This is a genomic window from Burkholderia sp. MS455 (assembly GCF_016899445.1).
Taxonomy (GTDB): domain Bacteria; phylum Pseudomonadota; class Gammaproteobacteria; order Burkholderiales; family Burkholderiaceae; genus Burkholderia; species Burkholderia pyrrocinia_C.
Genome location: NZ_CP041778.1, coordinates 2,711,018 through 2,732,370, shown reverse-complemented (window position 1 = coordinate 2,732,370; position 21,353 = coordinate 2,711,018). Strand labels below are relative to the sequence as shown.

Here is a 21,353-nt window from a genome sequence, read left to right as displayed (position 1 = left end):
TGCGGGCGCCGCGCGGACGACCCGCTAGCACCGATTCATGCGCTGTAGCCGATCCTCAGGACACCCCATTGCCGTCCGCCGACAACGATGGGTGCCGAAACGTCCTTCATCAGCGCAAAGTTGCCGTTGCCCATGTCGCGCCGATAGGTCTGCAGCAGGAACGGTTTGGTATGCGACACGGAGGTGCGCGCCGTCCGGTCCGTGTAGATCCGGCGGTTCCGGCAGTTCGCCGCGTTCCATGCGGGGTCTGCGCGCTGAGGCAGCGAGAACTTCCGGTTGTGGGTCGGCAGGTAGCACTGTTTGTCGAAGCTGGCGCAATAGACGATGCGCTCGTCGATTTCGAGTACCGGCTCCTGGACGGCCGGCAGCACGCGATCGGTGAAGTCCGTGAAGCGCGTCATGAACTGCTGCGGATCGGTGCCGGGAATCGGCACGTAGTTCGTGTCGAACAGCGCGTCGAGCGCGATATCGCCGCGCGCGACGGCATCGTCGAACAGCTTGCTGATCGCCGCGGCCGTGTTCCGCGCGGTTTCGATGAAGCGCGTGTCGGGCGACTCGATGCCGGTCGCGGCCGTGAGTTCGATGAGCGTCTCCGAGACGGAGAGCAGGTTGCCGAGCCGGTCCTTGGCCTGCGAGAAGTTGTCGCTGGAATCCTCGACGCCGGACGCCATTTCGCCAACCTGTTCCTCTAGACGGAGGCATTGCGTCTCGATCTCGTCCGTCAGCGATGCGATCTGTTCGGCCTCGCCGGCGAGTTCGGTGATCGCGTGCCCCGTCGTGTGCACGACCTCGCCGATCGTGCGCGTGCCTTCGCGGACGCGATGGGCGCGCGCGGCGTTGTCGGTTCCCTCCGCGATCAGGTGTTCGGTCTGCTCGGCCAGGCGCGCGAGGGTCGTCTCGATCTGGGCCGTCGCCTGTCCGGTCTTCGCGGACAGGTTCTTGACCTCGGCCGCGACGACGGCGAAGCTGCGGCCCGACTCGCCGGCGCGCGCGGCCTCGATCGCGGCGTTCAGCGCGAGCAGGTGGGTCTGGCGGGCGATGACGGAGATCTCCTCGGACACGGCCCGCACGTGATCGAGCGCGTCGCGCAGCGCGCCCATCTGGCTGCCGATCGACGTGACGCCCTCGACGAGGCCGTGGATGTCGGCGAGCGATGCCTCGATCGTCTGTTGCGACTTCTGGACCGCGCTCGACGCATTGGCGCTGACGGCGCGCACCTGCTGCGCGGCTTCGGCGATCCGGTGGTTGCCGCGCAGCGTGACGGCGGCCGATTCACGCAGCGTGTGGCAGACCTCCGCCTGCCTGGCGACGCGCGCGGCGACTTCCTCGACATGACCCGAGACGTCGCAGATCTCGATGCCGAGCTTGCCGGCCTGCTCGGCGATGTCGCCGACGAGCGCGCGCGATGAACGGCGGCCGCGGCCGATTCCGAAGAGGTTCACGTTGCTGGGTCTCCTTGAGGGCACGCATTCCCGGTCGTTGACGGATGCTGGGTGTGCGCTCCTGACTTGACGGCAGCGTGGCCGCCGACTTGAGGTCGGGTAAACGTCAGGTTCGGAAATCTGGATTGTCGAGCCAACGCCGCGCGTTCCCGTTTTTGCGGCGGCTGGTTTCCGACGCGGGGGCCGGACGAGCGAGCGCCGATCGCCCGTCCGGATGCGCCGCGTCAGAATACGTGGTGGATGCCGACGTTGGCGCCGACCGTCGTGCCGGGCAATCCGAACAATGCGCCGCCCGTGATGCCGAGGCCCGTATTCATCGCGCCGTGGTTGTTGACGACGCCGACTTGCGCGTAAAGGCCCGTGCGCTTCGACAGGCTGTAATCGGCGCCGACCGCGGCGAGCAGCGAATGATTGTGCGAATCGTTGCGATCGATCGTGTACCACGCGCCGGTGTTCAGGTCGAGGGCCGGCGTGACGCGATAGTCGAGGCCGGCGCTATACACGTTGTTGCTGAACGAACCGGCGACCTTGTAGCTCGTGAACGATGCCTTGCCGGTCACGGGCCCGAACGTATACGCGGTGCCGATCGTGCGGCCGACGAACGCGACCGTGCTCGAAACCGGCGTCGGCGACGTGCCGCCGTTGCCGTCGTAGAGCGCTGCGTTGAGCATGAAGCCGCCGTTCGTATAGGTGAGGCTGCCGGAATACTGGCGTCCCGCCTGGAAGTCCCCGGCTTTGCCGCCGAATCCGAACATCGCGCTGCCCGTCAGCCCGCCGATCGTCGGGCTCGTGTACGAAATCGCGTTCGGGTTGAAGAGGCCGGTGACGAGCACGTTGTCGACGTACGGAATCAGCGCGGCGCCGAAGTGCGAGATATTGCGAGGGTCCGAGCCGAGCACCGCGAGCACGAACGGCGAGAACTGCAGGCCGATCTTCGTCTCGCCGAAGCCGCCGTCGAGCCCGACCCACGCCTGGCGGCCGAAGAAGTTGCCGTTCGAATGGCCGAACGCGCCGTCCGTGATGTTGAAGCCGCTCTCCAGCTTGAACTTCGCGTGCAGCCCGCCGCCGAGATCCTCGGTTCCCGTCATCCCGAAGTTGGTCGGTGTCATGCCCGTGTCGGTCAGCGCGAACTGGCGGCCGGCGTTGGCGCCGGTCGTCGAGTCGAGCGACCGGCTCGTGTAAAGCAACGCCGCGTCGAGGTCGCCGTACAGCGTGATGCTGCTCTGCGCGAAGCCGTTCGTGCTCGCCGCCGCGCCGAGCAGCGCCGCGCAAATCGTCCATGTCCTGCTCTTCATCGTCTGTCTCCGTTTTTTTCAAGTTTTGTAATACGTATGACTAATCAATACTGCGATGACGGATGCGATGCATGCCGCCTGCATGCCGTGCTGTCGGGGAACACACGGCGGTGCCTCGTGCGGGCCGGAATGCGGCCGCGTGCCCGGCGTGGAGCGCGCGCATGCGACCGCGCTCCGGCGTCGCGACGAAGCGAAGCGCCCGCCGGAGTGGGGGGTGTTACATCGAACGATTCAGCTGATCGAGGATGGCCGGATTCTCGAGCGTGGACGTGTCCTGCGTGATCGCCTCGCCCTTCGCAAGCGAGCGCAGCAGGCGCCGCATGATCTTGCCCGAGCGCGTCTTCGGCAGGTTGTCGCCGAAGCGGATGTCCTTCGGCTTCGCGATCGGCCCGATCTGCTTGCCGACCCAGTCGCGCAGCGTCTTCGCGAGCGCCGCCGCTTCCTCGCCCTCCGGACGCGAACGCTTCAGCACCACGAATGCAACGACCGCCTCGCCCGTCGTGTCGTCCGGCCGGCCGACCACGGCCGCCTCGGCACCCAGCTCGTGCGACACCAGCGCCGACTCGATCTCCATCGTGCCGAGCCGGTGGCCCGACACGTTCAGCACGTCGTCGATCCGGCCCATGATCGTGACGTAGCCGGTGTCCTTGTCGTGCCCGCGCGCGTGCCCGGGATCAAGCAGGCTTTGCATAGACGTTGCACCAGCCTTCGGCGGCGACCGTCTTGCCCGCGAACATCGGGCACGTGCCGAAGGAATCGCCGTCGGCGCCCTTGTAGAAGCGGCAGTTCGCGCACGTCTGGCCTGCCTGATACTTCGGGAATTTGCCCGCGTCGACGGTCGTCGCTTTCGCGCGGTAGCCGAGCGTCTTTGCGGCGGCGTCGTTTTCGTCGACGGGCGGCGGAGCCGCAAATGCGCGGGTTCCGGCCGCGAGCGCGGCACACAGGCCGGCCGTCTGAATCATGAAAGTTCTGCGATTGCGGGAGATCATGTCGTTTTCCTGAATGAAATGAAAAGATAAAATCTGCCCCGCGCGCCGGGAATGCTTCCCGGCGCGGCGAGTGGACCGAAACGAAGGGGACGGAAGCGTTACTTGCGCGGCCCGGCAATGAGCGGCGCCTTCGACGCGTTGGCGGCATCGGCGGTCAGTTTTGCTTTCGACGCGTCGTAGCCGTTCGAGTAGAGCAGGAACGCCATCAGGTCCGAGTATTCCTGTTCGGTCATCTTGCCGGGGCGATCGGCCGGCATGTTGCTCGACATGTACTGGTAGATGCCGCCGACCGTGATGTGCGACTTGCCTTCGGGGGCAAAGGATTCCCCGCTCAGTGCGGGGGCGGTATTGCCTTCGAGCTGGTCGCCGTGGCATTTCGCGCAGGCATCGGCGTAGATCTTCTTGCCGTGCTGCACCTGCGCCTGCTCGAACGGCGGTACTTCGCTGCCTTCGTTGGTCGAAACCTTGATGAAGCCGCTCTTTACCGGCTGCACGGATGCGACCGACCCGTCGAGAAATCGGCCGGGCGCATGCGTACCCGTCGCTTGCGCGACCGTTTCCGGAAGTGCCCAGCCGCGCGTGAGCGCCGCGAGACGGCCGTTGCCGCTCATTCGCGACAAGGCCGCGTCGATGCGCTTCCGGAGATCTTCCTTGCCCGGCCCGAATGCGAAGGACAGTTGCCAGTCCGAGTACGGCGACGATGTGGCCGCGACCCGGAACTGCTGTTGCGGGTGCGCGCGCTTGTACGCGACGACGCTCGGATACCAGACGATGGCGCGCTGCGCGCGGCCGGCGGCGAGCGCGCCGATCGTTTGCTCGCTGGTGTTTTCCAGATCGAAACGGGCGTTGCTCTGTTGCGCGGCGATCAACTGCGAAGGGCTGCCATACGTGGCCGCGATCGTTTCCTTGGCGCCGGACGTTGCTCGCGCGTCGCGCAGCGACACGCTGACGTAGCCGGAGCGCAGATAGCCCTGCGAGAACGTCATTCTGGATCCCGACCCATCGGCGATCTCCGAGCGCGGGAAGCCGGCGATCACGTCGCAGTCGCGTTCGAGCGATTTCTTCAGCTCGCTTGCGGAGATGCCGTCGTCGCCGCCGTCGTCGTCGACGCCGCGCTTGTTGAACGATGCGGCGATGCCCGCGGTGCGGAACACTTCGCGCGCAACGGATTGGTCGAGCGCCGTGGTCGGGCTGCCGGGCAGCGTGCAGATGCGCACGCCGGCCGACGCGGCTGCCGGTGTCAGCGCCACGCCCACGGCGAGCAGACTGGCGACGGTAACGGGAGTGAGGCGAGTATTCATGATCGTGTTTCCGGTTGAAGCGGTTGGGTCGTCGCGCCCGCATCGGGCGCATGCGGGCGCGACCGCGGCTTGCGCCTGATCAGTCGAGCGCGAACACGTAGAGCGTGCCGCCGCGCGGAACGTCCTTCGCGATGTCGGCCATCGGGCCGCCCCAGATCGGGTTCGCGCCGCCGTAGCCGGCGAGCACGGCGACGTACTCCTTGCCGTCGACCTCATACACCGAGGGCTGCGAAATGATGCCGCTCGCGAGTTGCGGGCTTTCCCACAGCACCTTGCCGGTTGCCGTGTCGAACGCGTACAGGTGGCCGTCGAGCGAACCGCTGAACGCGAGGCCGCTCGCGGTGGTCGCGACGCCGCCGTTCCACGGCTTCTTCGACCAGTGGCTCCACAGTTTCTTGCCGGTGTTCACGTCGATTGCCGTCAGTTCGCCGTAGCCTTCGCTGCCCGGTTCGGGCTTGATCTCGAAGCCTTCGCCGAGATACGGCAGGCCTTCCTGGTAGCTGACCGACTTGCCGGTCAGGCTCATGCACGCGTGCAGCGCAGGCACGACCGCGATGTTGCGATCCTGGTCGTACGAGATCGACCACCAGTTCTTGCCGCCGAGGAAGCTCGGGCACGTTTCGATTGTCGTGCCGGCCTTCGGGAACTTCGATTCGTCCTGGATCGGCTTGCCGTCGGCCGTGTAGCCGGTGACCGAGGTCGCCTTGACGAACGGCGTCGCATAGATCAGCTTGCCGGTCGTGCGGTCGATCGCGTGGAAGAAGCCGTTGCGGTCCGCGTGGATGATCGCGTCGTAGTCCTTGCCTTTGTACCGGATGTCCGCGAGGACGGCCGCGTTCACGCCGTCGTAGTCCCACGTGTCGTTGCTCGTGTACTGGTAGTGCCACTTCAGGTTGCCGTTCTTCGCGTCGAGCGCGAGCAGCGAGTCGGAATACAGGTTGTCGCCGGGGCGCAGCGCCGCGAGCCACGGGCCGGGGTTGCCGACGCCCCAGTACAGCGTGCGGGATGCCGCGTCGTAGGTGCCGGTCAGCCACGCGGCGCCGCCGCCGTGGCTCTGCATGCCGTCGGGCCAGGTCTCCGAGCCTTTCTCGCCGGAACCGGGGATCGTGTAGCGTTTCCAGACCTCCGAGCCGTCGTCAGGATTCAGCGCGGCGATGTAGCCGCGAATGCCGTATTCGCCGCCGGACGTACCGACGACGATCGCGCCGTCGAGCGCGAGCGGCGCGAGCGAGAACGCGTAGCCGAGGCCCGGCTCGAACATCTGCTTCTTCCAGACGAGATTGCCGGTCTGCGCGTCGAGCGCCGCGACTTCTCCGTTCAGCATCGCGATATAGACGTTCTTGCCGTACAGCGCGACGCCGCGGTTGACCACGTCGCAGCATGCGGTCTTGAACGATGCCGCGCCGAGCTTCGGTTCGTATTTCCACAGTTGCTTGCCCGTCTTCGCATCGAATGCGTAGACGTTGTCCTTCGGCGTCGTCACGAACAGGTAATTGCCGTTGACGATCGGCGTCGCCTCGAAACCCTGCTTCAGGTCGGCGGGGAACTTGTAGGCCCACACCTGCTTGAGCGCCTTCGCATTCGACGTGTCGATCTGCTTGAGCGGCGAATGCGAGCGGCCGTTGTAGGTGCGGTAGTAGGTCAGCCAGCCCGGATCCTGTTGCGCGTCGGTCAGCCGCTGGTAGGTCACGGCCGGGTAGTCCGCGGCCGCTTCGACGAGGCGGGGGTTCAGCGCGACGGCCGCTGCTGCCGCGATGCCGATCGTCGCCAGCCGGCTCGCTGAAGCCGAGAGTTTCTTCATGGTTGTCTCCTGAGTCATTGTGGTCGCACCGCCGCGAACGGTTCGTCGCGCCGGCACGGGTGGGGTTCCGGGCCGAATGCGATGCCGTTCACGCAAGTCGCATGCCATCGCGGCGAGAAGCCTGCGCGGCGCGGCGCACGGGCGTATCGCGCGCTGTGCTGTGTTGAACGTGTCGCGCGGCGGTGTCAACGAAGGTGTTGCATTCAGGTACACCGTCGCGCGCGCAGTGTTGCCAAACATGACAGGTGGCGTGGCACCCGTGACGGTGCGGCCGCCGCATGCGCGCATGCAGCACGCAGACGATGCGCGAGGCAGCGACGCTGGCGTATGTCGCACCGCCGTGCTGGCACGGTTGTCGCAAGCTCGCTTCGCGACAACCTATCGCCGCTCGGTGCGGCGCACGCCACGGCGGAACACAAAGACGGAGACAACGGCAATGATCAGGAGACCAAAGGCAGTCGGGCGACGCAATGCGCTTCGAGGTCTTCGCGAGCGTGACGAACCTGTTCGACAAGCGCCGCGCGAGCTTCGGCGCGCTCGGCCGGAATTTCTTCAACGGGCCGAATCACACGTTCGACGGCGCGAATCCGGTCAACCAACAGTTCGTCGGACCGGGGCGCCGCGTGGGTCGACCTGCGTTATGCGTGGGATTGAATGTTGCGCGGTTGCGCCGCTGTCGCCTGACGACGTGAGCTGGCGCCGGGCCGTGCCCGACATGCGCCGTCACGTGAGCGGCGCCGCCGCGAACATCGCGTGCACCGCGCGGGCGACGCTGCGCGCCAATGCCGGGTCGCTCGCCAGATGTCCGGCAGGCACGCGTTCGATTTCGGCCACGGGCACGGCACGACCGAGACGTGCGGCGTTGTCGACCGGGCAAACGGGGTCGTGCATCCCGTGCGCGGCGAACAGCGGCACGCCTTCGCCAGCCGCCCGCCGCGCGAGTGCGAGCACGCGGCGTTCGCCGAGCCAGCAATCGCGTTGCAGGTAATGGGCCTGGATCCGGTACTTGTCGATCAGCCGGCGGACGGTCTTGTGCGAGCGGATCGCGTGCGCGGGCGAGCGGCGCGTGTGCGACGACGCGAGGACGGCGCCTTCGTACGCGTGCCACGCGAGCGCCACCGCGCGCTGCGGGGCCGCGCCCGCGCCGGGGCGCAGCCGCCGCGCGCAGCACGACAGCAGACGATCCGGCTGTGCGCCGCCGGCCGCCGCACACAGGCGCTGCCATTCGCGGGGTGCACGCGTGCGCGACGTCGTGAACAGGCGGCGGACTTCGCGCGGCGACGTCAGGAACAGGCCGCGCAACACGACGCCGGTCACCCGTGCGGGATGCGCGCCCGCATACGCGAGCGCAAGCGCGGCGCCCCACGATCCGCCGACGACGCCCCAGCGCGCGATGCCGAGCTGCTCGCGTACCGCCTCGAGATCGCCGATCAGCCGCGCGGTGCTGTTGTGGCGCGTGCCGCCGCGCGGCGACGACGCGCCCGCGCCGCGCTGGTCGACGAGCACGACGCGCGTGCGCGTCAGGTCGAACAGGCGCAGGATGCCGGCCTGACTGCCGCTGCCGGGCCCGCCGTGCAGCACGGCGACGGGGTGGCCGTCCGCAGCGCCGGCCACGGTGAACGCGATCGACTGTGCGTCGCGGTTCAGGCGCCGGTGAACGGGGGCGGCAGGTGATACAGGCTCGCGAGGCGCGGCAGACGAGGGCGGCATAGCGGGCGACGGCGTGAGTCGAATCGGGGTAGGCGTCATGTCGACGTGGCTCGGGCGGAATTGGGGACAACCGTCACTCGGTCGCGTGTGCGCCGGGGCGACTGAGGTGCTTGACCTGAGACAAAGCCAGAACCGCGCCAGGCGCGAAGATCGGGATTCGCACGGGTAGCCGCGAGCCGCGCAATCGCGGTATTACGAAGGCCGAACTGTCCGGCGGCACGATCTCGACCGATCGTTCCCTTGCATCCGGCTTTCAATTCGCGGCGCATGACCGGCATCGCACGGCCCGTCCGCGCCGCGACGCTTGCGTGGCCCGATGCTTGCTTGTTAAGACGGCAAAGAGTCCGGCAGATGACCGGAAGGATCCCCGGAGGAGACAATGCGCGATGACGTAGAGCAGGCGGCCGGGACTCGGGCCGCGCATCCCGCCGGCTGGCCCGCGCCGTCGATCCGGAAAGCCCATGAGCGGTCCGAGACGTTCGGCCTGCAGGTATCGGCACGCCCCGACTACGACGTGCTGTCCAGCGCGGCGCTGGTGCTGAAGCGCGAGCAGAGCCGCGTGCTGTGCGTGCACGCGATGCCGGTGATGGAGACGCTGCACGAGCAGATCGTCAACACGCAGAGCATGATCGTGCTGACCGACGCCGAAGGCCTGATCCTGCATTCGATCGGCGACGACGACTTCCTGCAGCGCGCGGAGAAGGTCGCGCTGCGCCCGGGCGCGAACTGGGCGGAGAGCCGGCAGGGCACCAACGCGATCGGCACGGCGCTCGCCGAGCTGTGCCCGATGGTGGTCCACGGCGACCAGCACTTCCTGGCCGCGAACCGCTTCCTGACCTGTTCGAGCGTGCCGATCCTCGATCCGTACGGTGACGCGATCGGCGTGCTCGACGTGACGGGCGACCACCGCAGCTATCACCAGCACACGATGGCGCTCGCGAAAATGTCGGTGCAGATGATCGAGAATCACCTGTTTACGACGACCTTTCAGGAAACGCTGCAGGTGTCGTTCCATGGCCGTCCCGAGTTCCTCGGCACGCTGATGGAGGGGATCGTCGCGTTCACGGCCGATGGCCGCTTCCTGTCGGCCAATCGCAGCGCGCAGTTCCAGCTCGGCATGCCGCTCGCGGTGCTGCGCGCGCACACGCTGTCGTCGCTGTTCGACATCACGAGCGCGCAGCTGATCGACCGCATGCGCGCGAGCACCGACCGGCACCTGATGCTGAATCTCGGCACCGGCGCGGTGGTCTGCGCGCGCGTGCACTTCCGGCGTGCGACGCTCGCGGAAGGCAGCCGGCCGACGGACGTCCACGACGCGGGCGCGCCGGCCGCGCGCGCGAACGCGGTGTCGGCGCCGGCGGCAGGCACATCGGCGGGCCTGTCGCGGCTCAACTATCTCGACACCGGCGATCCGCAGGTCGCGTGCGTGATCGCGAAGGTGCGCAAGGTGATCGGCAAGGACATTCCGATCCTGATCACCGGCGAGACCGGCACCGGCAAGGAACTGCTCGCGCAGGCGATCCACAACGACTCGCCGCGTCGCGACGGGCCGTTCGTCGCGGTCAACTGCGCATCGATTCCGGAGACGCTGATCGAATCCGAGCTGTTCGGCTATGAGGAGGGCGCATTCACCGGCGCGCGCCGCAAGGGGGCGATCGGCAAGCTGCTGCAGGCGAACGGCGGCACGCTGTTCCTCGACGAGATCGGCGACATGCCGTATCCGCTGCAGGTGCGGCTGCTGCGTGTGCTGCAGGAGCGCCTCGTCAACCCGCTCGGGTCGACGAAGACGATCGCCGTGGACATCTCGATCATCTGCGCGACGCACCGCGACCTGCGCGACATGATTGCGCAGAACCGCTTCCGCGAGGATCTCTACTACCGGCTGAACGGCCTCGTGGTGCGCCTGCCGCCGCTGCGCGACCGCACGGATCTCGCGGTCGTCGTGCAGAAGATGCTGCAACGGGAAGCATTCGCGGGCCCCGACCGCCCGCCGCTCTCCGTCGCGCCGGACGTGATGGCGCTGTTCGTGCGCTGCACGTGGCCCGGCAACTTCCGCCAGCTCGGCAACCTGCTGCGCACGGCGGCGGCGATGGTCGACGACGATGGCGAAATCCGGCGCGAGCACCTGCCGGACGATTTCTTCGACGACCTGCGCCGCGGCGATGCGCCGGCCGAGCCGGCCGCGCAGCACGATCCGGCCGTCGCGCCGTTTGCCGCGGAGGCGTTCCCGCCCGCCGACGCGCGCTTGCAGGACGTCGCCGCGTCCGCGATCGCCGCCGCGCTGGCCCGTCACGGCGGCAACGTGTCGGCCGCGGCGCGCGCGCTCGGCGTGTCGCGCAACACGATCTACCGGAAGATGCCGGCGGCCGACGCGGAGCACCAACCGTCGGACGAAAGCTGACGCGCGGGCCGCGGGATCGCGGTTGCGCGGCCGGCGATCCGTCACTGCCGGTGTGTCAAGTTGCAACACCCGTTGCAACACCGGTGTTCAACGATTCAACACCTGTCACCGCCCCCGCGCATCGTGCCGCCGGGGCGGCGAATCGCATCCGCGCGAATCGTGTCGGCAAATCGTAAGGATTGCATCCCGATGCCCGGGCGACGGCCATGTGCCGACGTCGCACAGGCAAAGTGCGGCTTCGGCACGCTCCTTGCTGAAGAGGAACCGACCGCCAGATTGCCGCGGTTGTCGGACTCATCGACGCGACTCACCAACTCAACCAGGAGACACATCATGCAGTGGACGACCCCGTCTTACACCGACCTGCGCTTCGGCTTCGAAATCACGATGTACATCGCCAACCGCTGATCGTCGCGATGCGCTGTCCGTGCCGCGATGCGCGGCGCGGACGGCCTCGGGAGCTGACGCCCATGAAGATCAAGATACTCGGCTCGGGAGCCGGCGGCGGCCTGCCGCAGTGGAACTGCAATTGCGCGAACTGTCGCCGCGCGCGCAGCGGAAGCGGCCATGTGCTGCCGCGCACGCAGTCGTCGCTCGCGGTCAGCGCGGACGGCATCGACTGGATTCTCGTCAACGCGTCGCCCGACATTCTTTCCCAGTTGCGCGCGAATCCGGACCTGCAGCCGGCGCGCGCGATCCGCGACAGCGGCATCGCCGCCATCGTGCTGTGCGACGCACAGATCGATCACGTGACCGGCCTGCTGATGCTGCGCGAGCGTTCGACGCCGCTGCCGCTCTACGCGAGCGCGCCGGTGCTCGACGACCTGTCGACCGGGCTGCCGCTCGTGCCGCTGCTCGGCCACTACTGCGGCGTCGATGCGCACACGATCGCGCTCGGCGAGCCGTTCACGGTGCCGGCGGCGCGCGGGATCCGCTTCACCGCGATTCCCGTCGACAGCAAGGCGCCGCCGTATTCGCCGCGGCGCGCGTCGGCCGCGCCCGGCGACAACATCGCACTGTCGATCGAAGATGTCGCGAGCGGCCGGCGCGCGTTTTATGCGCCGGGGCTCGCGGCCGTTTCCGACGACGTGCGCGCGGCGATGGACGGCGCCGATCTCGTGCTGGTGGACGGCACGTTCTGGACCGGCACCGAGATGATCGACCTCGGCCTGTCGAGCAAGCACGCGGCCGACATGGGGCATCTCGCGCAGTGCGCGGAACACGGGCGGCACGGCATGATCGACTGGCTCGACATGCTGCCCGCGCGCACGCGCAAGGTGCTCACGCACATCAACAACACGAACCCGATTCTCGACCCGCATTCCGTCGAGCACGCGCACCTGCGCGCGCATGGCATCGACGTCGCGCACGACGGCATGCAATTCCAGGTCTGACCATGAACGCACCGATCCCCGCTACGGCGTTGCACGCGACGCCCTGGACCGCGACCGAATTCGAGGCGCGCCTGCGCGCGCTCGAATCGCGCTATCACATCCATCACCCGTTCAACCGGCGGCTCAACAGCGGCGCGTGTTCGCCCGCGCAGATCCGCGGCTGGGTCGCGAACCGCTTCTACTACCAGATCAACATCCCGCTCAAGGATGCGGCGATCCTGTCGAACTGCCCCGATCGCGACACGCGGCGCCGGTGGATCCAGCGGCTGATCGATCACGACGGGCAGGGCGACAACGAAGGCGGCATCGAGGCGTGGGTGCGGCTCGGCGAGGCGTGCGGCCTCGATCGCGCCGAGCTGTGGTCGCTCGAGCACGTGCTGCCCGGCGTGCGCTTCGCGGTCGACGCGTATGTGAATTTCGCGCGGCGCGCGCCGTGGCAGGAAGCCGTGTGCTCGTCGCTGACGGAGATGTTCGCGCCGCAGATCCATCTCGACCGGCTCGCGGGCTGGCCGTCGCACTACCCGTGGATCGAGCCGGACGGGCTGCATTACTTCCGCAGCCGCGTGCCGCTCGCGCAGCGCGACGTCGAGCACGGGCTTGCGGTCACGCTGCAGCATTTCACGACACCGGATGCGCAGCAGCGCGCACTCGGCATCCTGCAATTCAAGCTCGACATCCTCTGGTCGATGCTCGACGCCGTCGAAAAGGCCTACCCCGTATGAACGCGATCGATGCCGCCAGCGGCGTGCCGCTGCGCCCCTGCCTGAGGGGCATGTACCGCCTGCAGTGGGAGGTGGCCCAGGATGCCTACGTGCTCCTCTATCCGGAAGGAATGGTCAAGCTCAACCCGAGTGCGGCCGAGATACTCGTGCGCTGCGACGGCACGCGCGAACTCGACGACATCATCGGCGAACTCGAGTGCCTGTTCAGCACGTCGGACCTTGCCTCCGACGTATACCGTTTCCTCGATCACGCGCGGCTGCGCGGCTGGCTCGACTGACATGGCGCCCGACACGTCCCGTCCGTCCGCGCCGCTATGGCTGCTCGCGGAACTCACGTACCGCTGCCCGCTGCATTGCGCGTTCTGCTACAACCCCGTCGACTTCGCGACGCACGGCGCGGAGCTCGACACCGATGCATGGCGCGCGGTGATAAGCGATGCGCGCGCGCTCGGCGCCGCGCAGATCGGCTTCTCGGGCGGCGAGCCGCTGCAGCGCGGCGACCTCGAGACGCTCGTCGCGCATGCGCGCGGGCTCGGCTTCTACACGAACCTGATCACGTCGGGGATCGGGCTGAATGTCGCGCGCATCGAGCGGCTCAAGGCGGCCGGGCTCGATCACATCCAGTTGTCGCTGCAGGATTCGACGCGCGAGCTGAACGATTTCCTGACCAGCACGCGCACGTTCGAGCTGAAGCGCGACGTCGCGCGGCTGATCAAGGCGCACGGCTACCCGATGGTGCTCAACTGCGTGCTGCATCGCTACAACCTGCCGCACGTGGGACAGATCATCGAGATGGCGCTCGATCTCGGCGCCGATTACCTGGAGCTCGCGAACACGCAGTACTACGGCTGGGCGATGCTGAACCGCGACCAGCTCATGCCGACCGTCGAACAGGTGCGCGAAGCCGAGGACACGGTGAACCGCTATCGCAAGCTGGTCGGAGAGCGCTGCCGGATCCTGTTCGTCGTGCCCGACTATTTCGAGGCGCGCCCGAAAGCGTGCATGAACGGCTGGGGTTCGGTGTTTCTCGGCGTCGCGCCTGACGGTACCGCGCTGCCGTGCCACGCCGCGCGTTCGCTGCCGGGGCTCGCGCTGCCGAACGTGCGCGACCGGTCGCTGAAGGAAATCTGGTACGACAGCGACGCGTTCAACGCGTTTCGCGGCGACGCGTGGATGCGCGAGCCGTGCCGCACGTGCGACGAACGGCATACGGATCACGGCGGCTGCCGGTGCCAGGCGTACCTGCTGGCAGGCGATCCGAAGGAAGCCGATCCGGTATGCGCGAAGTCCGCGCATCACGGCCAGGTCGAGCAGGCGGTGCAATTCGCGCGGCGACCGGCGCCGCGCGACGAGCAGCCGCTGGTGTTTCGCAGCAAGGAGAATTCGCTCGCGCAATGCGGGGCGGCGTGCGACTGCTGACGAGCTACGGCGACGACGGCTTCGTCGCCGACCCCGCGTCCGCGCGGCAACCCTCGCGCCAATAGCGCAAGAAACGCCTTCCCGCAGCCAGCGAAACCCGGCACCGAAGTGAACGGGCGCTGGCGCCTGCCGCCGCGCTCCCGGCCGACTTCGAGCCGCCCGGCAAAGCGAACGAAATCGAACCGCGACATCACCCGTCGTCGGCCTTCGCCTGCAGATCCTTCAACCCCTGAATCACGACCAGCAGCGCACGCCCGTGCTCGTCGGAGCCGTCCCATGCGTCGACGATCGCGTCGCGCAGCAGGTCGTTATAGCGGCGGCGCGACGGCCCGGTATCGACACCATAGAAACTGCATAGCTTATTGAATGGCGCGCTGCGGCGCAGCCGATGCCCGTTCGACAGCCTCAGGCGCGACACGGTTGGCTGGCTGACCCCGGAAAGTCGCGCAATTTCGCTGGACGAGCGTGTATCTGCCATCAGGCGGCGCAACAGGTCTTGAACGGGAAAATCTTGGTCCGGGGCTTCCATGCGATGCATTATACCTATACAGTTACGGCTGTTGAATGGGCTTCCTGTCACCAGCGAGGCTGTATCCCGAGAAAGTTGATGACGCTGAAACACCTCCCACCCACGTTCTGCTGGACCAAGATCGGTACCGAGTCCGGCGAGGAACTGCCGACCGTCGTGCTCCGCAAGGAATGGGAGCGCCGGCTCGGGGGCGGGCGTTTTCTGTGGGGCATCAACCAGCCGCTCGGCAGCAGCGCGCAAGTCGCCGCGCATCGCACGGGCTCTCTGCTCGCGCTGTTTTCGCCGGTCGCATCGCGTCCGCGCGCGAGCGAGCGCAAGGACGCGCTGCTGTGGAATGCATGGGTCGACGCGAGCGGTCAGGTGCGGCCGCTTCCGCCGCACACGTTCATCGCGAGCCGCTCGACGCTGCCGTCGGGCCGTCGCCGCGAACAGCACTACGCGCTCGTGTGCGCGTCGTCCACCGCGCTGACGGTCGGCACGCAGTTGCGCGTGTTTCCCGATCACCTGCGCAGCGTGAGCACCGGCAAGCCGCTTGGCGCCGCACAGGGCGCGGCCGTGGTCAATTGCGTCGGGCGCGCGAAGGAGCAGACGGGCAGGAGCTATCCGCTCGCGCTGTCGGTCGAGCTCGAAGCGCCGTATTTCGTGCGGCTCGCGCAGCCGTGCGTGCTGAAGGCGCGCGATCTCGCGGAAGTGAACAAGGCGACGCGCGCAGGCGATTTCGATCGCTTCGTCGAGCTGGTTGCGCGCTTGCGCGGCCGTTCGCCGACGGATGCCGTGCGCGGCGTCACGCGCGACCTGTTCGACGTACCGCCGATCGAAACCGCGGCCGCGTATGTCGCACCCGCGCATGCGGCGCGATTGCGCAGCCGGCCGGCGGTCGAGCATCCGCGCGATCTCACCGGCGATCTGTTCGACCTGTCGTCGGGCGAGGCTGCTGCGTTCGGCGGCCTTGCGCATCCGCGCATCGGGCGCGCGTGACGGCAGGCGCGGAGCAGGTTGCACAAGAATTTGTTGCAATCTCGCCGTAGCGGATCGGCGAGCGCAGGGGGACAATCGGCACGAAGCGCGCTGCGCGGCGGCCGATGCGTCGACGATCGATGGATCGTGGTTCATGCCGCCGACATGCGCACCACGCACACTGAGCGTCGGCTTGCTTCACACTGCAATCCTGAGGGAGAAGTGTCGATGTCGACCCATATCTGTTCGCGGGAAGCCCGGGCCGCGCAACGCTTCGTCGAAGCGACGCGCAACGTCGATCAGGCCTTTCGAGCGGTACGCGGCGAAAGCGACGACGACGTCTCGTCGGCCGAATACGCACGCGCGATGTCGCGCCTCGATCGCGCGCTCGACGAGCTGGCGCGCGCGCAGGAAGTCTTCGATCGCGTGGTGAGTGCCGACGCGGCGCGCCGGATCTGATCCAGGCGTTGCCGCTTTAGTCGCGTCGATCGGCGCACTTTCTTTCTGTTGCCGGCTGCTGTTCGGCACGTCTGTCGTTCAATCCGACCGCATCGAATCGATACCGTTGAACCGCGTTGCGCCACTGCGCGCGGCGCGCGCGTCAGCCCGCGCGCGTCATGCCCGGTGCAGGGGGTGCCGGATGGAACGCGTAGCCGCGATGCTGGAACGACGCCGCGAAGAACCGCATCTGGTAGCGGATTGCATTCGCCCAGTAATCCCAAGTATGGCCGCCGGGCCGCTCCGCGTAGTCGTGCGGCACGCCGAGCGCGACGAGCCGTTCGTGCAGCGTGCGGTTGGAGCCGACGAGCGCGTCGTCGCGGCCGCAATCGATCGTCACGTCGAGATGGGCGCGCACGAACGTACGAGCGCTTTCGACGATCGCATTGCGGTTCCAGAACGACGGATGGCGGCCGGGATCGCCGAACACGTGGTCGATGCCCGGCTCGTCCTCGCAGCAGCGAGGATCGACCGCGCCGCTGATGCTGCCGACCGCGCCGAACGTGTCGGGCCGGTCGAGCGCGATGCGCAGCGCGCCGAAGCCGCCCATGCTGAGCCCGGTGATCGCGCGGGCGCGCTGCGTCGCGATCGTGCGGAAGTGCGAATCGACGTAGGACACGACTTCGTCGCCGACGAAGGTTTCGTAGCGGCTGCCCGAATCGAACGGGCTGTCGATGTACCAGCTTTCGTGTCCGCCGTCGGGCATCACGAGGATCACGCGGTAGCGGTCGGCCAGCGCGGCGATGTGCGTGTTCGACGTCCAGTCGGTATGGTCGCCGCCCGAGCCGTGCAGCAGATAGACGACCGGATAGCGTTCGCCGTTGCGGTTGGCGTGTGCGTAGTCGTCGGGCAGCACGACGGTCGCCCTGAGCGTTTCGCTCATCGCGGCGCTCGGGATCGCGACGACCCGCGCATGAAACGCGAAGGCAGGGCTCGTGACGGCGAGCAGCAGAAGCAGCCAGAAGGCGCGTGCCAGGTGCATCGATCCTTGCATGTGTCGACCCTGTCCGGCGCCGGGGCACCGGGAAAACCCTGTTCGGACGACTCTAGCAACCGCACCTTTCAACCATATTTCGGCGAATCCTACGGGTTTGTCAGGAGGGCGGCGCACACATCGCACACACGATGCGCGCGACTGCCGCGCGAAACGCGTCGGGCCGCTCGGCCGGCATCAGGTGCCCGCAGCGTTCGATCGTGTCGAAGCCGGCGCGGCGCGCGAGTGCCCGGTCCGGCACGTGCGAGCCTGCACGTCGAACGTGCCGATGAACCCGTGGATGAGGTCGACGGGCGCGGGCAGGGTCATCGGGCGGGCGCGGAAGGAACGGGCGGCAACTCGAGTTCGGCGAGCAGCTCGTCGAGTTCGAGCACGTGCGTGCGGTCGTGGTCGAGCAGTTCGCGCACGAGTTCGTCGAGCGACATGCGGCGGATGCCGTCGCGCAGCCCGCAGCGCGCGAGCTGCGCGGGTTCCAGCGCGGCGGCCGTTGCGCACAGCGCGGCGCGGCCGGTGCGGAATGCGGCGACGGCACGGTCGAGCGGCTGCGCGGGATAGTCGCGCTGCGCGGCGAGCGCGGTGCCGTCGATCGACGCGATCACCGGCAGTTCGACCGTTCGCACCGCGTCGATGCGTTCGGCGAACACCGCGTCGAGGTCGCGTAGGTGGCACGCATGCTCGACCAGCGAGAATCCCGTGCCGGCCGGGCGGCGCGTCCACAGCGCGGCCGGTACGTGTGCGGCATACGCGGCGAGCCGGTCGGGCATGCGGGCCAACTCGGCGACGACGTCGGCGAACGGCAGCGTTTGCGGATACGCGCTGAACACTGCGCCATAACTGAACAGCGTGCCGCCGAGCCGCCCGCGCGCCTGCACGACGTCGTGGCCGTGGCGGCGCATGACTTCCGCGACCATCGCGCCGCAGAACTGGCGGGCTGTCGTGTCGGCTTCGATTTCGGGGAAGTTGCGCGCGATCTCGTGCTGGATCGCGCCGATCGCGGCGATGCCGACGCGCGACAGTGCCGCGAATTCCGGATAGCGCTGGGGCTGTGCGATCAGCGCTTCGAGCTGGGTGCCGAGCGCGGTGGTGCGGAAACGGTCGAAACGGGAATGCATGGCGAACGGACCTCACCTGGTAACGTGTCAAAACGATACGTTACCAGGTGAGATGTCGTCAACCGGTTCATTCGGGCGAGAGATGGTGCGACGCGACGCATGTCGGGCGCCGCGTCGCGCTTCGGCGCGATCCCGGGTGCGCGAGATTCGCGCGCGCCCGCCGGTCAGGATTTCTGCCGGGCGTCGATTTCCGCGCGTATGCGCGCTTCCTGATGTTGCAGCTCCGGCGTGAAGTCGTCGCCGAATTCCTCGAGCTCGAACAGCGGGCGGATCTCGATGTCGGAGTCGCCGGGCATCGGATTCGGGCAGCGCTTGACCCATTCGACGGCTTCTTCCATCGACTTGACCTGCCACAGCCAGTAGCCCGCGATGAGTTCCTTCGTTTCGGCGAACGGGCCGTCGATGACGGTGCGGTTCTTGCCGGAAAAGTGCACGCGCTTGCCGCGGCTGCTCGGGTGCAACCCGTCGGCGGCGAGCAGGATGCCGGCTTTCACCAGTTCTTCGTTGAAGCGGCCCATCGCGGCCAGCATTTCGGTGTCGGGCATCCGGGAGGACTCGGAATCGGCGGTCGCCTTGACGATTACCATGACGCGCATTGTCGTATCTCCTTGAACGGGAATCGGGGGTTGCCGCTGGTCGTGCCGACGGCAAAACGATCGGCTACGACAATACGACGCGCGAGAATGGCGCGAATCGACATCGTGCACGAAGAATTTTCGATGACGGGCGAACCGGCGGGCGCTGCCGCGGAGCGCCCCGCCAAAACTGGTATGCTGATCCTCACCACGTTTACGCGGAGGGTGCCATGGCTGCTAAAGAAGTCTCGAAGAAGAAATACCTGAAAATCCTGAACAAACGCTTGCGTGCCGAGCCGTCCGCCCCGGACGGCGCGTCGTTCGTGTTTTTCCCGCTGGGCGCGAAGGCGAAGCACGCGACGGGCGTCGTGTCCTCCGACGCGCGCAGCAAGCGTGAACTGGCGGTGATGGCCGCGGTCCAGCGCAAGGCGGCCGAAGAGTTCGTCGTCACCGGCGCCTGACCGGCATCCGTCATATCAACGCTTGCATCGCCGCCTGCGTGCGTTACGCGGCCGCCGCCTCGCAATACGCAATCGCACCGGCCAGCACGCGCGGGATGTCGTGCGTGATGGCCGGCCCGTGCATCGGCAGGATGATGTCGAGATCGAGCGTCTGGATATGGCGCAGCGCGCTCGCCAGGTGCGCGAGCGACGGCAGGTAGTCCGAGCGCTCGATCGAATCGACGATCGCCGGCAGCGGGTCGTCCGTTGCTTCGTCGTCGGCGCCGAACGCCTTCCCGGCCTGAAAGAAAATCGCCATCCGATCCGCGGATCAGGACACCTCGTCCATTGCCGCCCCCGGATACCGGCCGCTGCCGCCGGCTTCGTCGCCGGCCGCCAACTGCTCCAGCGCGAGGCCCTTCGTCTCGATCCCGAGCGTCCACACGGCGACCGCGGCCGCGATGAACGACAGCGCGCCGAGCGTGAACACGCCGCCCTGGCCGAACACGGGCAGCACGACGCCCACCACGTAAGGCCCGATCAGCGAGCCGACGCGCCCGATCGCCGACGCGAAGCCCGAGCCCGTCGCGCGCGCGCCGGTGCCGTACAGTTCGGGCGTGTATGTGTACAGCGCGGCCCACATCCCGAACAGGAAGAACTGCATCGCGAGGCCCGTACCGATCAGCAGCGCCATGCTGCCGCCGTACAGCGCGCTCTGGCCGTATGCGTACGCCATCGCGCCACCGCCGATCAGCGACGCGATGCAGGTCGGCTTGCGCCCCCAACGTTCGACGAGCCACGCGGCGCACAGGAAGCCCGGCACGCCGCCGAGCGAGATCAGCACCGTGTAGAACACCGATTTCGTGACTTCGAAGCCGGCCTGCTGCAGCAGCGCGCCGAGCCACGACGTGAGGCCGTAGAAGCCGAGCAGCGCGAAGAACCACAGCAGCCATACCATCACCGTGCGGCGGCGGTACACGCCGCTCCAGATCTCGCGCAGCGCGCCGCGACCGCGTGTGGCCACCGGTTCGGCGAGCCGCGACGGCGGCGGCAGCGTCGCGACGCCGGCCGAGCGCATCACCTTCGCCTCGATCGCGTGCATTACCGCGTCGGCTTCCGCGTGCCGGCCCGCATGTTCGAGCCAGCGCGGCGATTCGGGTACGATGCGGCGCACGACGAGCACGAACACCGCGGGAATCGCGAGCAGCGCGAACACCGTGCGCCAGCCGAACTGCGGCAGCACGAAGTACGCGACGACGCCGGCCGTGATGAAGCCGAGCGGCCAGAAGCCGTCCATCAGCGCGATCAGGCGGCCGCGCTTCTCGGTCGGCACGAATTCGGACAGCAGCGTCTGCGCGACCGGGAATTCCATCCCCATCCCGATCCCGAGCAGCACGCGGTAGACGATCAGCGCGTCGACGCTCTGTGCGGTCGAGCACAGGTACGACGCGGCGCCCCACAGCACCATGCTCCACTGGAACACCGGCCGGCGGCCGAAGCGGTCGGCGAGCAGGCCGGCGACGGCCGCGCCGAGCACCATCCCGAAGAAGCTTGCGCTCGCAACGAGGCCGGCGGCCGCGGTCGACAGCCCGAACTCCTTGCGGATCGAGCCGAGCACGAACGTCATCGTGCCGAGATCGACCGAGTCGAAGAAAAACGCGATCGCGATGATGAAGAAGATCCGCTTGTGATAGCCGGAGAACGGCAGGCGTTCGAGCCGGGCGGCGGCGGAGGCGGGAGCGGTGGCGGCGGGCATTGGCGTCCTCTGAAATGA

Annotated in this window: 22 protein-coding genes and 2 pseudogenes; 10 read left to right on the top strand and 14 right to left on the bottom strand. The window is 67.8% G+C overall.

The window, feature by feature from the left end; genetic code table 11:
- Positions 1-35: 35 nt before the first annotated feature.
- The 6 genes and pseudogenes from FPJ27_RS16610 to FPJ27_RS16585 all read right to left on the bottom strand — a co-directional run bounded on the left by FPJ27_RS16610 (position 36) and on the right by FPJ27_RS16585 (position 6,828).
- Complete coding sequence (locus tag FPJ27_RS16610; RefSeq protein WP_204421847.1) at positions 36-1,442, bottom strand: methyl-accepting chemotaxis protein; 1,407 nt, start codon at positions 1,440-1,442, stop codon at positions 36-38.
- 224 nt (positions 1,443-1,666) lie between these two features.
- Positions 1,667-2,737: a porin gene (locus tag FPJ27_RS16605; protein WP_072444425.1), complete on the bottom strand. Its 1,071-nt coding sequence runs from the start codon at positions 2,735-2,737 to the stop codon at positions 1,667-1,669.
- A gap of 217 nt (positions 2,738-2,954) precedes the next feature.
- Positions 2,955-3,389 (bottom strand): annotated as a pseudogene (locus FPJ27_RS16600) (acetyl-coenzyme A synthetase); the annotation flags it as partial.
- A 22-nt stretch (positions 3,390-3,411) separates the two neighbouring features.
- Positions 3,412-3,726, bottom strand: coding sequence for a high-potential iron-sulfur protein (locus FPJ27_RS16595; RefSeq protein WP_204421846.1), 315 nt, complete (start codon positions 3,724-3,726; stop codon positions 3,412-3,414).
- Between the two features lie 98 nt (positions 3,727-3,824).
- Positions 3,825-5,027: a transporter substrate-binding domain-containing protein gene (locus FPJ27_RS16590; protein WP_204421845.1), complete on the bottom strand. Its 1,203-nt coding sequence runs from the start codon at positions 5,025-5,027 to the stop codon at positions 3,825-3,827.
- A 79-nt stretch (positions 5,028-5,106) separates the two neighbouring features.
- Positions 5,107-6,828: a methanol/ethanol family PQQ-dependent dehydrogenase gene (locus tag FPJ27_RS16585; RefSeq protein ID WP_072442046.1), complete on the bottom strand. Its 1,722-nt coding sequence runs from the start codon at positions 6,826-6,828 to the stop codon at positions 5,107-5,109.
- Positions 6,829-7,298: 470 nt separating this feature from the next.
- On the opposite strand from FPJ27_RS16585, the gene FPJ27_RS16580 reads away from it, so the two are divergent.
- Complete coding sequence (locus FPJ27_RS16580) at positions 7,299-7,520, top strand: hypothetical protein (RefSeq protein WP_204423257.1); 222 nt, start codon at positions 7,299-7,301, stop codon at positions 7,518-7,520.
- 31 nt (positions 7,521-7,551) lie between these two features.
- Here the strand turns inward: FPJ27_RS16580 and FPJ27_RS16575 are convergent, their stop codons facing one another.
- Complete coding sequence (locus FPJ27_RS16575) at positions 7,552-8,538, bottom strand: alpha/beta fold hydrolase (protein WP_239483316.1); 987 nt, start codon at positions 8,536-8,538, stop codon at positions 7,552-7,554.
- Positions 8,539-8,917: 379 nt separating this feature from the next.
- Here FPJ27_RS16575 and FPJ27_RS16570 point away from each other — a divergent pair, with 379 nt between their 5' ends.
- From FPJ27_RS16570 to pqqE, 6 genes are all read left to right on the top strand, one after another.
- Positions 8,918-10,939, top strand: a complete 2,022-nt coding sequence (locus tag FPJ27_RS16570; protein ID WP_204421843.1) for a sigma-54-dependent Fis family transcriptional regulator — start codon at positions 8,918-8,920, stop codon at positions 10,937-10,939.
- A gap of 333 nt (positions 10,940-11,272) precedes the next feature.
- Positions 11,273-11,347, top strand: a complete 75-nt coding sequence (gene pqqA, locus FPJ27_RS16565) for a pyrroloquinoline quinone precursor peptide PqqA (RefSeq protein ID WP_006485436.1) — start codon at positions 11,273-11,275, stop codon at positions 11,345-11,347.
- A 62-nt stretch (positions 11,348-11,409) separates the two neighbouring features.
- A complete protein-coding gene (gene pqqB / locus FPJ27_RS16560) occupies positions 11,410-12,333 on the top strand; it encodes a pyrroloquinoline quinone biosynthesis protein PqqB (protein ID WP_204421842.1) in 924 nt (307 codons plus the stop codon).
- A 2-nt stretch (positions 12,334-12,335) separates the two neighbouring features.
- Positions 12,336-13,055, top strand: a complete 720-nt coding sequence (pqqC, locus tag FPJ27_RS16555; RefSeq protein WP_034180786.1) for a pyrroloquinoline-quinone synthase PqqC — start codon at positions 12,336-12,338, stop codon at positions 13,053-13,055.
- Entirely contained in the window at positions 13,052-13,333 is a 282-nt protein-coding gene (gene pqqD / locus FPJ27_RS16550; protein ID WP_034180785.1) for a pyrroloquinoline quinone biosynthesis peptide chaperone PqqD, read from the top strand. The genes pqqC and pqqD overlap by 4 nt, the downstream gene beginning before the upstream one ends.
- A 1-nt stretch (position 13,334) precedes the next feature.
- Entirely contained in the window at positions 13,335-14,474 is a 1,140-nt protein-coding gene (gene pqqE, locus FPJ27_RS16545) for a pyrroloquinoline quinone biosynthesis protein PqqE (RefSeq protein WP_204421841.1), read from the top strand.
- Between the two features lie 190 nt (positions 14,475-14,664).
- Here pqqE and FPJ27_RS16540 read toward each other — a convergent pair whose 3' ends face one another.
- Positions 14,665-15,003, bottom strand: coding sequence for a helix-turn-helix transcriptional regulator (locus FPJ27_RS16540; protein ID WP_034180783.1), 339 nt, complete (start codon positions 15,001-15,003; stop codon positions 14,665-14,667).
- Positions 15,004-15,081: 78 nt separating this feature from the next.
- Between FPJ27_RS16540 and FPJ27_RS16535 the strand changes: the two genes are divergently transcribed.
- Together FPJ27_RS16535 and FPJ27_RS16530 are read left to right on the top strand one after the other, a co-directional pair.
- A complete protein-coding gene (locus tag FPJ27_RS16535) occupies positions 15,082-15,981 on the top strand; it encodes a hypothetical protein (RefSeq protein ID WP_204421840.1) in 900 nt (299 codons plus the stop codon).
- A gap of 207 nt (positions 15,982-16,188) precedes the next feature.
- Complete coding sequence (locus tag FPJ27_RS16530; RefSeq protein ID WP_204421839.1) at positions 16,189-16,419, top strand: hypothetical protein; 231 nt, start codon at positions 16,189-16,191, stop codon at positions 16,417-16,419.
- Between the two features lie 142 nt (positions 16,420-16,561).
- On the opposite strand, the gene FPJ27_RS16525 is transcribed toward FPJ27_RS16530, so the two are convergent.
- From FPJ27_RS16525 to FPJ27_RS16510, 4 genes and pseudogenes are all read right to left on the bottom strand, one after another.
- Entirely contained in the window at positions 16,562-17,440 is an 879-nt protein-coding gene (locus FPJ27_RS16525; protein WP_177318404.1) for an alpha/beta hydrolase family protein, read from the bottom strand.
- A 112-nt stretch (positions 17,441-17,552) separates the two neighbouring features.
- A pseudogene (locus FPJ27_RS16520) lies at positions 17,553-17,708 on the bottom strand (alpha/beta hydrolase); the annotation flags it as partial.
- Between the two features lie 49 nt (positions 17,709-17,757).
- Complete coding sequence (locus FPJ27_RS16515) at positions 17,758-18,564, bottom strand: DinB family protein (RefSeq protein WP_204421838.1); 807 nt, start codon at positions 18,562-18,564, stop codon at positions 17,758-17,760.
- A gap of 164 nt (positions 18,565-18,728) precedes the next feature.
- On the bottom strand, positions 18,729-19,160 hold the full coding sequence (locus FPJ27_RS16510) for a YciI family protein (RefSeq protein ID WP_204421837.1): 432 nt from the start codon (positions 19,158-19,160) through the stop codon (positions 18,729-18,731).
- Between the two features lie 209 nt (positions 19,161-19,369).
- On the opposite strand from FPJ27_RS16510, the gene FPJ27_RS16505 reads away from it, so the two are divergent.
- The gene (locus FPJ27_RS16505; RefSeq protein WP_072442027.1) at positions 19,370-19,600 is read left to right on the top strand and encodes a hypothetical protein; all 231 of its coding nucleotides are present in this window, start codon (positions 19,370-19,372) and stop codon (positions 19,598-19,600) included.
- Positions 19,601-19,643: 43 nt separating this feature from the next.
- Here FPJ27_RS16505 and FPJ27_RS16500 read toward each other — a convergent pair whose 3' ends face one another.
- Complete coding sequence (locus FPJ27_RS16500) at positions 19,644-19,898, bottom strand: hypothetical protein (RefSeq protein WP_239483219.1); 255 nt, start codon at positions 19,896-19,898, stop codon at positions 19,644-19,646.
- 12 nt (positions 19,899-19,910) lie between these two features.
- Positions 19,911-21,335, bottom strand: a complete 1,425-nt coding sequence (locus FPJ27_RS16495; protein ID WP_204421836.1) for an MFS transporter — start codon at positions 21,333-21,335, stop codon at positions 19,911-19,913.
- Positions 21,336-21,353 lie beyond the last annotated feature (18 nt).